The organism is Chitinophagales bacterium, assembly GCA_041392475.1.
In the GTDB taxonomy this organism is placed as follows: Bacteria; Bacteroidota; Bacteroidia; order Chitinophagales; family UBA2359; genus JAUHXA01.
Genome location: JAWKLZ010000002.1, coordinates 1,884,403 through 1,898,635 on the forward strand (window position 1 = coordinate 1,884,403; position 14,233 = coordinate 1,898,635).

General features: G+C 39.5%; 12 protein-coding genes. 9 read left to right on the forward strand and 3 right to left on the reverse strand.

Going from position 1 to position 14,233, the window contains the following annotated elements; genetic code table 11:
* Nucleotides 1-237: 237 nt before the first annotated feature.
* Nucleotides 238-1,362, forward strand: coding sequence for an acyl-CoA desaturase (locus R3E32_20910; GenBank protein ID MEZ4887205.1), 1,125 nt, complete (start codon nt 238-240; stop codon nt 1,360-1,362).
* Between the two features lie 122 nt (nt 1,363-1,484).
* On the opposite strand, the gene R3E32_20915 is transcribed toward R3E32_20910, so the two are convergent.
* From R3E32_20915 to R3E32_20925, 3 genes are all read right to left on the reverse strand, one after another.
* Nucleotides 1,485-2,174 carry a hypothetical protein gene (locus tag R3E32_20915; protein MEZ4887206.1) on the reverse strand — a complete coding sequence of 230 codons (690 nt, stop codon included), beginning with the start codon at nt 2,172-2,174 and terminating at the stop codon, nt 1,485-1,487.
* A gap of 155 nt (nt 2,175-2,329) precedes the next feature.
* A complete protein-coding gene (locus tag R3E32_20920) occupies nt 2,330-2,764 on the reverse strand; it encodes an FHA domain-containing protein (protein MEZ4887207.1) in 435 nt (144 codons plus the stop codon).
* A 230-nt stretch (nt 2,765-2,994) separates the two neighbouring features.
* Nucleotides 2,995-3,771, reverse strand: coding sequence for a PhzF family phenazine biosynthesis protein (locus R3E32_20925; protein ID MEZ4887208.1), 777 nt, complete (start codon nt 3,769-3,771; stop codon nt 2,995-2,997).
* A gap of 709 nt (nt 3,772-4,480) precedes the next feature.
* Here R3E32_20925 and R3E32_20930 point away from each other — a divergent pair.
* The 8 genes from R3E32_20930 to R3E32_20965 all read left to right on the forward strand — a co-directional run bounded on the left by R3E32_20930 (nt 4,481) and on the right by R3E32_20965 (nt 14,182).
* On the forward strand, nt 4,481-7,681 hold the full coding sequence (locus R3E32_20930; GenBank protein MEZ4887209.1) for a SusC/RagA family TonB-linked outer membrane protein: 3,201 nt from the start codon (nt 4,481-4,483) through the stop codon (nt 7,679-7,681).
* A gap of 22 nt (nt 7,682-7,703) precedes the next feature.
* Nucleotides 7,704-9,110, forward strand: coding sequence for a SusD/RagB family nutrient-binding outer membrane lipoprotein (locus R3E32_20935; protein MEZ4887210.1), 1,407 nt, complete (start codon nt 7,704-7,706; stop codon nt 9,108-9,110).
* Between the two features lie 258 nt (nt 9,111-9,368).
* Entirely contained in the window at nt 9,369-10,262 is an 894-nt protein-coding gene (locus R3E32_20940; GenBank protein ID MEZ4887211.1) for an MBL fold metallo-hydrolase, read from the forward strand.
* 51 nt (nt 10,263-10,313) lie between these two features.
* Nucleotides 10,314-11,009, forward strand: coding sequence for a 1-(5-phosphoribosyl)-5-[(5-phosphoribosylamino)methylideneamino]imidazole-4-carboxamide isomerase (gene hisA / locus R3E32_20945; GenBank protein MEZ4887212.1), 696 nt, complete (start codon nt 10,314-10,316; stop codon nt 11,007-11,009).
* A 45-nt stretch (nt 11,010-11,054) separates the two neighbouring features.
* On the forward strand, nt 11,055-11,810 hold the full coding sequence (hisF, locus tag R3E32_20950) for an imidazole glycerol phosphate synthase subunit HisF (GenBank protein MEZ4887213.1): 756 nt from the start codon (nt 11,055-11,057) through the stop codon (nt 11,808-11,810).
* 114 nt (nt 11,811-11,924) lie between these two features.
* Entirely contained in the window at nt 11,925-13,154 is a 1,230-nt protein-coding gene (locus R3E32_20955) for an AAA family ATPase (protein MEZ4887214.1), read from the forward strand.
* 3 nt (nt 13,155-13,157) lie between these two features.
* On the forward strand, nt 13,158-13,805 hold the full coding sequence (locus tag R3E32_20960) for an HNH endonuclease (GenBank protein MEZ4887215.1): 648 nt from the start codon (nt 13,158-13,160) through the stop codon (nt 13,803-13,805).
* Between the two features lie 17 nt (nt 13,806-13,822).
* Nucleotides 13,823-14,182 (forward strand): DoxX family protein, encoded by a 360-nt coding sequence (locus tag R3E32_20965; protein MEZ4887216.1) that lies wholly within the window; start codon nt 13,823-13,825, stop codon nt 14,180-14,182.
* The last annotated feature ends 51 nt before the right edge of the window (nt 14,183-14,233 follow it).

Consider the following 14,233-nt stretch of genomic DNA (forward strand, 5'->3'; position numbering starts at 1 on the left):
TGAAACTCAAGAACAGGGTTATGCTTTCAAATATACAGTTGTTTGAAGAGATTTTTTTGGTATTGTGAAGATTTGACAAATTTCCTTCAATTGCTCATTTTAAACTTAAAATCAGTGCTATGTTGCTCCAACAATGTATTTTATATTGCATTAAACAGGCGTTTTGTGAAAAATAACACCCATTGTTCATGAATACAGCACAAAAAAATCCTACATTTGGGGAAAATAGAAATATAAATGAGCGGAATCAAATTTGACCAGCAACAAGATGCAGGTTTTTACAAGACACTAAATAGAAGGGTAAACGATTATTTTAAAGAGAATCAAAAGAGTAAGCATGCAAACGCTTTCATGGTTTTCAAATCTATCTTTTTTATCAGCGGAATGGTCATCCTTTATGGCTTGTTCATTTCCGATTGGTTCACTTTTTGGCAGTTGATTCCAATTGCTGCATTACTTGGCTTGTTCAAAGCACTAACTGGGGTAAATATCGGTCACGATGCCATACATGGTGCTTATAGCACTTCCAAAACAATGAATGGTGTGTTGGGACGTGTGTTTGACTTTTTGGGACTGAATGCCTATGCTTGGCACATCACCCACAATGTCGTACACCACACTTACACCAACATTCCCGAACACGATTTTGATATTGAAGTCTCACCAAAACTATTGCGGCTTTCTCCTCAAGGGCCACATGCGCCTCAGATGCGTTTTCAGCAGTATTACGCCTTCTTTTTGTATGGCTTATCGGCTTTGATTCGCGGTTACAAACAGGAATACAAAAACTTCTTTAGTAGAGATTTTGGAGATCATATAACACCTCCACCGCCACCAAAATCTGAATATTTCCATCTTTTCTTTTGGCGTTCTTTCTTTTATGTGGTTTTCTTGTTCCTCCCTATATGGTTGCTGTCGTTACCTTGGTGGCAAGTATTTGGCTTGTTCATTGTTAGCATGTTTATAGAAGGTTTGTTTTTGGGAGTTATCTTTCAGATGGCACACATTGTCGAAAAAGTGGATTTTCCCGCACCAGACGAAACGGGGCATTTAACACACGCTTGGTCCGTTCATCAGATGCTTACAACTGCCAACTTTGCTTCACATAATTGGATGGCAAACTTCCTTTGTGGAGGGTTGAATACGCAAGTAGAACACCATCTGTTTCCTAATATTTGCCACATTCACTATCCAAATCTTGTACCGATTGTAGCAAAAACGGCTGCCGAATTCAATCTGCCTTACCATCAATATCCTACCTTTGTGGCCGCATTGAAGTCGCATTTTGTACACTTGAGAGAGTTGGGCAAATTAGACCAAGAGGTAGAAATGGAAGTCGAGAAAGAAATGAAAGTAGCATAAGGGTTTTGACGAAAACCAAAATGCAAATCCACTAAATTTTTGCTCAAATAAAAAGAGCGTTTCATGTCAAATGAAACGCTCTTTTTTACTTCTTCAATGAGTCAATAGACTTGAAAAGTTTGTCACTCAGGCGAACAGCAATTGTAATCCATAATTTCACCCCGAATTCTGACAGTCGCACTTTCCACATAAAAAACAGCATTGGGAGTAGTAGTGTAAATGATGATTTCGTTTGCAGGAGAAACCGCATTTGTCACCATGATTCTTTCCCATCTTCCCGTGTTTTCAAGCACCATACTTATGTGCGTATTGCCACCGTCACCTACGCCAACACCTACTTTGCCACTCTCTACCAGAATCCATACACAAGCCTCAACCAATTGAGGTCCTTCGTGGAGTTTCCCAAAAACTTGCACCAAACCATTCCCGGCACCATTTGTAGTCACTTTCATCATTTTGCTACGCCTATTAAGCGTTGAAGGAAGAAGTTGCGTAGTGAGATTGCCGTAGGTATTTGTCCAAACCGTCCAGTGCCTTGCAGCAGAATACCATCCTTTGCTACCACCATTGATGCTTGGACCAGTTGTTAGGTTGGTGCTTTCTCCATAATCTCCGATTTCATTGAAACTGCTGTTTTTTAATAAGTTTTGACTATCAGGCAATTGAATTTTTTCGATGGTAGTACGAGAAGAATGTCGCTCGTTGATACTCGGCTGAGGATTGGGCTGAAAGATTTGAGCAGATAGAGTAAAACTACTGCTTATGAGTACAGTACATGCCAAAAAAGAGAAAAATCTTTTGAACGTTTTCATGATAATGAGGTTTTAAACGTAACGAAATAAGGTCATTTCGCTGTTTAATACCTCTTAGCAGAAAAAGGTATGCTTGAGAATGAAAATTATTCTCAGCAGAACTATTCGATAAATGATTCTTTGAAAACCCAGTCAATAATTTACTAATCACTGTATTAGATTGTTTCTTTGTCGGGCATTAAATCAATCAAATTTTCGATAAAGGGTTGTTTTTTAATCAGCTCTGCTAAATCCATTGCAGGTTTAACCGCATTGGGCTTTTTAGATTCTGCGGCAGGTTTAGAAGGAGCAGGTGCTTCAATGGCAACTACTGTGAAGCTATGTGACATGATTTGAAAACGCATGTTTCGCTTCAATTCGCACTGTTTGATTGCCTGTGCGTGCATCCATGTACCGTTTGTACTGCTATCTATCAATAAAGGGACATCATTTTCTAAATGAATAAAAGCATGTCGGCGTGAAACACCTTTGTCATTCAATACAATAGTGTTGTTTAAACTGCGCCCAATGGTCAAAGTGGCATCTAAATCAAAAGTTTGTGTATTGGTTTTTTGCGTATGGAGTTCTCTCCAAGTTAATGTTATGGTCATGGCTTGACTTGTTCTTCAGTGAAAAATGGTGGGAATGGGCGATGGGATTACCTCATTATAAATCAAATTTGATGCCATGATTTTAGGAGAAAACTTAAAAACAAAAAGCAAATTCTGGGTAGTTCAGTGAGTAGCTAATTTACTAACTGGCTAATGGGTTTTTCAACACAATTAAATTGAGGTTTTGAATGCCTTGTGAAAGTTGACTTTGCTTCTTGAATTTGATTTTATTAGATATTGATTGTCCCCTCAAAATAAGTCACCGCCTTCCCACTAATCGCCACTCTATCATTTTCCAACAACTCACACCACAATTCTCCGCCACGTTCCGAAATTTGCAGCGCATGGAGAGGATTTCTATTCAAGCGTTCTGCCCAAAAAGGAGTCAAAATGGTATGTGCTGAACCTGTGACAGGGTCTTCATTGATGCCCTTGTCAGGCGCAAAAAAGCGGGAAACAAAGTCGGCCCTTTCACTCGGAGCAGTAACAATCATGCAGTTCATTTTTGCCAATTTCACAAAATCTGGCTTCAATTGTAGAACATCTTCCTCTGATTCAAAGACCGCCATTTGATAAAAGGACTCATAGACTTCAATGGGTTTCTTACCCAAGGCTTCAATGATTTCAGCCGTAACTATGGAGGGTTTTGGAGGATTTGCAGGAAAATTGAGGGTTAACATATCGTCCGTTTTGCTAACCATTAGCAAGCCACTATTGGAATTGAAGGAAATAACCGATTTAGGATAATTCAAATGGTTGAAAATGACATGAGCTGCCGCCAAAGTAGCGTGCCCACACAAGTCCACCTCTGTTGTAGGGGTGAACCACTTCAAATCAAAACCATTACCATAAGGAATAAAAAAAGCGGTTTCGGATAGGTTATTTTCTGCGGCAATTGCCTGCATTGTAGCCTTATCCAACCATCGTTCTAAAGGACATATTGCAGCAGGATTTCCACCAAACAATTGATTGCTAAAAGCATCAACTTGATACATCTGAATTTTCATACACATACATTTTGTGGTATTAATAAATTTGATTACTCTTTTCCCGCTTTCTTCTGGATTACTAAATTTAAGTACACCGAAAACCTCTTTTTAGTTCAGTCATGCAGTGTAATAAAATTTGGCCATAGATTTTCCAATGTCTCACCTCTTTGTTCTCGATTCCCTTGTCTAAAGTTTAATGGTCTTGCTCTCCCTACTTATTTGTGTAGTGTTTATCCGCATAAGAAACGTCTAACTTTGTTTATTCATGCTTTTTTGTGGGTATGAAAGTTAAAATTTCTTAATTTTTGAAATTCTGCAACGATTCATAATTGCAATAAAAAATGATAATCAGCAACTTAAAGAATAGTTGTTTAAAACTATTTCTCAAAAATTTAAAAACCATTAAAAATAATGCAACGAAAATTTACAGTTATTCATCTTTGAAGTATAGTATGCGTTTTTAAATTAAATTCTAAAAATAATATTTTTTATTGTTACTCCATCATTTTTTTGTCTTCCATCAATATATTATAACAGACTAACTATAGTCTAATTTCCATCAACATACTAATCATCAATTTTTTGAATAGTCAAAATTGACTAATAGGGATAGGTGTATATTGTTTCATGCAATGATTGCCTTCTCAATAGAAGGTTTATGTCTAAAAATACAGGAAAATAAAATCTGTATATTATAATATATTTAGTTTATCCAAAAAGTAGAAGTATGAAAAAATTTTATGTAATTGCCGTGTTGATCATGGCTCTGTGGGGGCAGTATGCCTCTGCTCAAGACAGAGTCATCACAGGTACTGTTGTGGATGCCATTGATAGTCAGCCTATTATTGGAGCAACTGTTGTGGTGCCAGGTTCTACCATTGGTACTGTCACCGATTTAGATGGAAAATACAGTTTGAAAGTTCCACAAAGTTACAAAGCCATCCTTATCAGCTTTATAGGTTACAAGCCCTTTAAGGTGGAGTTGGGGGCGACAACTGTCATTGATGTTGAATTAGAAGAAGATGTGATTGGATTGGAGCAAGTTGTAGTTACAGCTATTGGTATTGCGAAGGACAAAAAAGCACTGGGTTATTCGGTGCAAGAAGTACAAGGAGATGACTTGACACGAGGAGGTGATGTGAACCTCGTAAGTGCGCTTTCGGGTAAAGTTGCGGGTGTACAGATTACCCAGTCAAGTGGCTTACCAGGAGCCTCTTCTCACATCCGCATACGTGGCTCGAACTCCTTTACTTGGAGCAGTAACAATCAACCTCTTTTTGTGATTGATGGTGTGCCAATGAGCAACGACTACAAAGAAGCTGGAAATCCTGGTAATTTGCAAAACAATTTCTTGGATGGCGTAGATGTTTCCAATCGAGCAATTGACATCAATCCCGCTGACATAGCTTCTATGTCTGTATTAAAAGGGCCTGCGGCTGCGGCACTCTATGGTTTGCGGGCTTCAAATGGTGCAGTAATTATTACCACCAAAAGTGGTAAAGAATCTGGTAAACGATTCAGAATTGATATCAATACAGGGGTTTCTTTTCAAGAGGCAAATATACTACCTGATGTTCAACAAAAATTCTCGCAAGGATCGAATGGAAATTATGGTCCAGGAAGTTCGCTTTCTTGGGGAGCATTGGTCGATACACTTCGATTAGATAGTGAAGGTAGAATTGTGGGACAAAGCAACCCTACTGCAACCAGTATTCCTGTCCCCATTTTTGACAATATAACCCCTTTCTTCCAAACAGGGCATACCATTAAAAATTCAGTGAGTATTTCTGGAAACAGTGATATTGCAGATTATTATCTTTCTTACTCCAATCTAAATCAAGATGGTATTTTGCCCAATTCTTCATTTGATCGAAATACAATCAAAATGTCAGGTAAGTTGAAAATCAATGAAAAACTGAGTTTTGGCAGTAGCGTCAATTATGTTAGTTCAGGAGGAGACCGAATACAAAAAGGTAGCAACTTAAGTAATCCGCTATTCACTGTTTATCCTGCTCCCATTACCTACGATTTACATGGACTTCCTTATGCCAGAGAAGACGATCCTTATGCACAATTGCACTATCGCTCTGCCTTCGACAATCCGCTTTGGGCTACAGAAAACAATTCATTTACCGACCGGGTGGATAGGATATTTGGCAATATGAGTGTTGATTTTCTGCCATTGGATTGGTTGACTATTTCCTACAAATTGGGAACAGACGTTTATACTGATCGTCGAAAAAGTGTGTTGGAATTGGGCTCTGGTGAAACAGGGGGACGAGGTACAAACCCTCCAAGTGGTGGACAAATCTACGAGGACACACACATCAACCGAGAAGTGAACTCCGATTTATTGATAAAAGCCAATAGAACATTTGGTGAAAAATTGGATGTAAGCGTGGTGATAGGAAACAACATCAACGATCAATACTACAACCGTGTTTACACAGAAGGAAATGGTTTTAGTATTGGCGGATTTCACAACATCTCAAATACCAGCACCGTAGCCACAACCGAACAAACCAACAGAAAAAGAATCATTGGTTTATTCGGAGATGTTCAGTTGGCCTACAACCGTACCTTGTATTTAGGGCTTACAGGTAGAAATGACTGGTCCTCAACATTGCCAGCCTCCAATCCTTCTTTTTTCTATCCAGCCGTCAATTTGGGATGGGTATTCACCGAAACGTTAGGTTTGACTGATAATGCCGTTTTGCCTTATGGAAAACTGCGGGCAAGTTGGGCGCAAGTTGGGCAAGACGCACCCATTTATTCTACTCAAACAACCTATGTAAGTTCTGCTCCAGGAAGTGGTTTTACTTCTGATGGCATTGTTTTTCCGCAAAATGGAGTCAATGCTTTTGAGTTTGGCAATGTGATTGGAAATCCTGAAATCAAGCCTCAAAACGAAACTTCCTACGAACTGGGAGCAGACTTACGTTTCTTTAGAAATCGCTTGGGTTTAGACATCACTTATTATGATGCAGTTGCAAAAGATCAAATTTTTTCTGTGCCTGTTTCGGCGACTTCTGGCGCAAGGAGTCTGATTCTCAATGCAGGAGAAATTACCAATAAAGGAGTGGAATTGGTACTGACAGCTACACCTATAGAAACCAAAGTTTTTTCGTGGGACATCACGTTTAACTACTCCAAAAATGAAAGTAAAGTGGTGAAATTGGCGGAAGGTGTGGATGCTATCACCATTGGTGGATTCACTGCCCCACAAGTTCGTTTGGTACAAGGACAGCCTTATGCAACACTGTGGGGGTCAAGATATTTGCGTGATGATAATGGAAATATTGTCTATGACGATGCCAACCCCAATAGTGCCAGTTATGGTATGCCATTGCAGGATCCAAATACAGGTATTATCGGTAATACGCAGCCCAATTGGATTGGAGGCATGATTAATACTTTTATGTATAAAAATTTTAGCCTAACTATTCAATTTGACACCAGACAAGGAGGGCAAATTTATGCAGGAAATACCCGATTACTCCGTTTGTATGGTATGACCAAAGAAACCGAAAATCGTGGAGATAGAACTGTATTACCTGGTGTGAAAGGACACTTAGATCAAAGCGGTAATTTGATAGTGGGCGGTGTGAATGATATTGAAATTACTACGGGCGAAGCCTATTGGAGAGTTTATCAAGATGCCATTGACGAGTCAAATGTATTTGACGGAAGTTTTGTAAGGTTGAGAGAAGTTACTTTGGCCTATCGTCTGGGTTCTCAACTACTCAAAAAGACTCCTTTCTCTGGTTTGGAAATCTATTTCAGTGGGCAGAATTTAGCATTGTTTACCGACTATCCCAACTTCGATCCCGAAACCAGTTTGGGGGGAGCATCCAATTTGCAGGGCTTTGAATACCTAAGCATGCCGAATGCGAGAAGCTTGGGCGGAGGCCTGAAAATATCATTCTAATAACACATAAAAATATATAATAATGAGACATATAAATAAATTATTTATTTTCCTTTTTTCGCTGCTGATTTTCAGCACCTATTCTTGCGAAGAAACTTTCGAGGAACTCAATACAGATCCAGATAATCCAGTAGTAGTACCCAACAAGCTTTTGTTACCAAGTGCCGAAACCTTTACCGCTTTTGGTGTAGCGGGGGCAGATTTGGCTTGGTACACTTCGGTTTGGGTACAACATACGGCAGGTGTTTGGAATCAAATGGAAAATGCCGATAAATTGACGGATATCAACAGTCAATTAGCCAACAATGTATGGCGGTTTCAACTATACAGTGGTTCGATGATGGACTTGAAACAGTTGATTGACCAAGCTACCGAGCAAGGTGCAGACTCTTATGTAGGGATTTCTAAAATATTGATGGCATACAATTTAGGCCTTGCGACCGACGCATGGGGACGAATTCCTTATTCAGACGCATTGCAGGGAACAGCCAATATTAAACCTGTTTTTGATTCACAAGAAAGTATTTACCAAAACATTCAAACCCTTTTGGATGAAGGAATCAGCACACTGCAATCTGCCACAGATGCTCCTTCGTCTGATGATGTCATTTATGGCGGAGATTTAAGCGCATGGATAAAAGCGGCTTACGCATTGAAGGCACGTTACTACAATCATCTCAGCAATAGAGATGCAAACGGCTCTGCTCAAAATGCCTTGACTGCTCTTCAAAACGCCTTTGATAGCAGCAGTGATGATTTCTCTTATGCAGCCTTCAATACCAATGCAACAGGAGAAAACCCTTGGTATCAGTTTCAGAATGATAGAGATCAACACTGTGTGAGTGAGTCATTTGTAGCCTTATTAAAAAGTTTGAACGACCCACGTTTGCCGATTTATGCGCTACCTGTACCAGGGTTAGGTACAATTGTAGGTGGCCCCAATGCTCAATCAACCGATCAAGGAGGTATTTTGTACTCTAAATGGGGTAGTAGCTTAGTAACAGCAGCCAAACCATTGCCAATGATGACTTTCGTGGAGCAAAAATTCATTGAAGCAGAAGCAGAATTGCGCTTGGGTAATGCTTCAAATGCAAAAGTGGCTTACGAAACTGCAATAGGTGAAGCGATGAGAAAAGTAGGTGTAAGTGAAGAGAATATTGCTACTTACATTGCTCAAGCAAGTGTGTCGCCTGCAACTTTGACATTGAAGGATATCATCACCCAAAAGTACATTTCACAATTTGTGATGGAATCTATGGAAGCCTACAATGACTGGCGTAGAACAGATGTGATGACCCTAACCAATCCCGCAGGCCCTATTCCTGTGCGTTTCCCATATCCGACTTCAGAATATGACTATAATTTAGACAATGTGCCGGGTGCAACGGTCAATGATGGCGTATGGTGGGATGATGGTTCAGAGGATTGAGATACAATTCATTTTTTATAAGGAATTATTGATGGAACGTTTATATTGATGGTATAAACATTGGGAGGCTGTCGGGAGATAGCCTCCTTTTTTTTGTTTACTTTTGAATGAGAAATAAATCTGTCAAATCTCTTCAATATTTGATTCATGAAAACTCTATTTTTCTTGGCCAGTTGCTTAGCTTTGTTAAGCTCCTGCAATTCCACTTCAAAAGAAACAGTAGCTCATTCTATTTCAAAACCAAAGCCTTGTAATACAATGATTTTCAATATACCCAATACTCCTTCAACACCTTACATTGCTGTTTTAGGCATTGCCCAAGATGCGGGTTATCCACAGGCTGGATGCCAAAAAGCCTGCTGCAAAAAAGCCGTCGAACAACCCGAAAATAAACGTTTGGTATCTTGTTTGGCATTGATAGATCCAATTAGTCAACAGCGTTGGTTGTTTGACGCAACTCCCGATTTTAGAGAGCAATTGCAGCGATTGGATAGCTTGCAGGTCGGTGCAAAAGAGGATTACCTATCAGGTATTTTTCTCACCCACGCACACATAGGGCATTACACAGGCTTGATGCACTTGGGAAAAGAGGTCATGGGAACGAAAAATGCGAAAATTTATGCCATGCCTCGAATGAGAAGTTTTTTGGCAGAAAATGCACCTTGGAGTCAGTTAGTTAAATTTGAGAACATTGCCTTCGAGCATCTGGAAAATGAACAAACCGTTGTATTAAATGAGCGATTGAAGGTAACACCCTATCGAGTTCCGCATCGAGATGAATTTTCTGAAACAGTTTGCTTTAAGATTGAAGGGGCTTCAAAATCTGCTTTGTTTATCCCCGACATTGACAAATGGCATCAATGGAATCGGAACATTTTGAAGGAAATCGAAGCGGTGGATTATGCCTTTTTGGATGCCACCTTTTATGCCAATGGTGAAATTGTAGGGCGAGACATGAGCCAAATTCCCCACCCTTTTATGGAGGAAAGCCTAACTTTGTTTAAGGCTTTGTCTGCAAAAGACAAGGCTAAAGTGTATTTCATTCACTTCAACCACACCAACCCTGTATTGGATGAAAGTAGCGAAGCCTATAAAACGGTAGTAGAAAAGGGCTTTAATTTGGCAAATGAGATGGCGGTGATGGGACTGTGACAGTTGAAGTGGCTTGATTTTTAATTTTCATTATATAACTTTTATTTCTGCATGATTATTCCTGCAATAGACATCATCAATGGTCAATGCGTTAGACTGACACAAGGCGATTATGAACAAAAAAAGGTTTACAACGCCAATCCCTTAGAGGTAGCCGAACAATTTGAAGCTGCGGGAATTACCCGTCTGCACTTGGTCGACTTAGATGGTGCAAAAGCCCAACATATTGTCAATCACAAAGTTTTGGAGCAAATTGCTACCCACACCAAGCTGCAAATTGACTTTGGCGGCGGACTGAAAAGCCATGAAGATGTGCGAATTGCCTTTGAATCGGGTGCTTCACAAATCACAGGAGGAACGATTGCGGTCAAAAACCAATCGATATTTTTGGAGTGGTTGGAAGAATATGGCAGCGAAAAAATCATTTTGGGTGCAGATGTTCGCAATGCCCAAATTGCAGTAGGTGGCTGGCAAGAACAAACGAATTTAGACTTGTTTGATTTTCTTCAATTTTTTACAGACAAAGGGATTCAATATGTAATTTGTACCGACATCAGCAAAGACGGAATGATGGAAGGGCCTGCCTTCAAATTGTACCAACAAATTTTGGCGCAATTCCCTCAATTGAAGTTGATTGCAAGTGGTGGGGTATCGAATCAAGAAGATATTGACCGATTGGAGAAAATGAATTTGTATGGAATTATTGTAGGAAAAGCTATTTATGAAGGGAAAGTGGAGCTTGGGTAATGCATAAAAAGTAATGACAACCAAAAACTTAACACAACCAAAAACATGCTCGCAAAAAGAATCATCCCCTGCCTCGACATCAAAGACGGACGTACCGTCAAAGGAATCAATTTTGTAAACCTGCGAGATGCGGGCGACCCCGTAGAGTTGGGGCAACGATACAGCGAAGAAGGGGCGGACGAGTTGGTGTTTTTGGACATCACCGCTACCCACGAAAAGCGCAAAACCCTTGCAGCTTTGGCCAAATCTATTGCCCAACACCTCAACATTCCTTTTACAATAGGTGGAGGAATAGGCTCAGTCGAAGATGTGGATGCACTATTAGCCGTTGGAGCTGACAAAATTTCGGTCAATTCAGCAGCCTTTCGCCGTCCTGATTTGATTGACGATTTGGCAAAAAACTTTGGAAATCAGTGCATTGTGGTGGCCATTGACGCAAAAGAAGTGGAAGATGAATGGATGGTGTATTTGAGTGGTGGACGGGTCGCTACGGATAAAAAACTCTTGGACTGGGCGAAGGAAGCGGAGAGTCGAGGAGCGGGTGAAATCCTATTTACCTCCATGAATCACGATGGCACGAAGCAGGGTTTTGCCAATGATGCCCTGCGAATGTTGTCCGAAAATCTATCCATTCCCATCATTGCATCTGGTGGCGCAGGCACGATGGAGCATTTTTATGATACCTTCACCGAAGGAAAAGCCGATGCAGCTTTAGCGGCAAGTATTTTTCACTTTAGAGAGATTCCGATTGTAGGATTGAAGGAATATTTGAAGGAGAGGGGGATTGCAGTGAGGTTGTAGCTTTGATGGTGAACAGACCTCATTTTACTTTCTGATTAAAGGCTTATTGTTTGTTTTGGGTTGGGTGTTTCTTCAAAAGAATGTATCTTTGGAAGAAGCTAAATATTTTGAAGGATGCGAATATTTGATTTGAAAATGAAAGGTGTTGGTCCTTTTAAGGAAGAGTACCTACAATTTATTGGTGAACAAGACAATCCAGAGAAACCTCCTGTAGTGATTATTACGGGAGAAAACGGAACAGGAAAAACGATTGTTTTGGATGCGATTCGAGGGCTTTTGTTTGGAGCTTATCAATATGTGGGCAGAGATATTTTTAATGGAGTAGAAATTATACTATCTTCCAAAATTGCTATTGATAATCAAGAAGAACAAGTTAGTTTCACCGGAATACATTCTCATAACAGGGATAATCGATTTTTTACTAATGCACAAACGCTAAATAAAAGTTTTGCAGATAATCAAGCTCCATTTGTAAATGTAGTAGTGAACTATTGGCTTTCAAATTTGGCAACAGATAGTTTTGACATAAAAAATATTGTTGCACCTGATATCAAAACGTATTTGACAGGTGCTTTAAGTGGTCATCATAAAAATATTTCCGTCACTCAATTGATTTGCTATTTCGACTATTTGAGAGGAAGTGAAGCAAAAACGGAAAAAAGATTAGGCGAATTTTTGTACCAAAAATTGAAGGAAATCATAAGACTTAGCTTGAACAACGGCAAGTTGGCGTATGTCTCTCGCTCTGATTTAATGCCCATTATTGAACAAAATGGAAAAGAAGTTGCTTTAGACAAACTAAGCAGTGGCAATTTATATCTCATCCAACGAATGGTTGCACTTTTGGGGCAAATGCACGCTGTCAATAGATTAAGCAACTTACCAATCGAAACACTTTGTGAAACACCAGGTCTTTTACTCATTGACGAAGCTGAAAACCACCTTCACCCCAAATGGCAAAAAACCTTTATCCGCAATATCTTAGAAATTTTCCCAAACCTTCAAATCATCCTAACAACACACTCTCCTTTTATTGTTTCTTCGGTCGAAAATGCCAAAGTCTTTGTGTGTGAGGCAAGGCACGACCATTGTGTAATCGAAGATGCAACAGAAGAATATGCCAACAAACCTGTTGAAGAAATTCTTTTGTCAGCACTATTTGGTGAAACTTTACCCTTCAATGAAACCATTTCTGAACTTTTAGATAAGCGCAAAAAAGCGATTGGAGCGGGAAACCACTCATTAAGGAAAAAAATTGAAAGCCAATTGCAAAGCATCAATCCTCAATACTTTGCCTATTTTGATGTGGATAATTTATTGGAGCAATTAACTACCAAAAACTAAGAAATGAGATACATCAAACGACTTAAAAAGCCAGATAATTTGGAGAAGAAGGAAAAAGAGTGGACAGATAAATTTATAGTAAGTGGAAAGGATCGTCCCGATAGTTCAAAATATGCGCATCGAAAAATAAGGGATATTTTGCTAGCAATGAGTCACTCAAAATGTTTTTACTGTGAGCAAAAATTGAAGGGTCGCAGAAAAGAAGTTGACCACTATATTGAGGTGGTAGAAAGAAAAGACTTGGCATTTAACTGGGAAAATTTGTATTTGACTTGTGATCACTGCAATGGAAAAATACCAAACAAAAGTATTTCTGCGATAGAAACATTGAATCCATGTGGTGATTTGGATGAGGTGATACAGAAACATCTTGGTTTTGAGGATGAAATTATTTTAGCTAAAAATAATTCTACCAAAGGCAATAAAACTATTCAAAAATACCGATTGAGTGCAGAAAGATTGGATTTATTGCGAGCCAAAGAACTACAAAAGTTTTCCAACGTTTTGATTCACATCTTGAAGCAGCAGATAATTGAAGGTAGAGAGTCAATGACAGAAGCAGAAATAAACCTTCTTAAACGATTCGCCCAAAATGACCATTCTTTTTCCTTGATGTTCAAAACATTGTTAGAAAAATACGATATTAAGTAACTTATTATTCAACTCCTATGACCATCTCTTTCTCATTCATTCTCCTACTACTAATGGCAGCCTTCTACATTTATGCAGGAGTCAGTCACTTTCGGCATCCCAAGTTTTTCCTCCGAATCATGCCTCCTTACATCCCCTCACCCGAAAAGGTGAATTTGTTGGTCGGAGCCATTGAAGTGATTTTGGGAGTTATGCTGCTCATTCCAGCGACTACTTCTCTCGCTGCTTGGGGAGTCATCGCCTTACTGATTGCCGTTTTTCCCGCCAATATTTACCACCACCAAAAAGCCCGAGCCAAGGGCAAACACGTTACCGCTACTTTGATTCGATTGCCGATTCAAGCCCTGTTGGTTTTCTGGGCCTATTGCTACACCTAATTTTGCAACACTGTTGCAGAAATGAAAAGGATGGTTTATATTTGCAACACT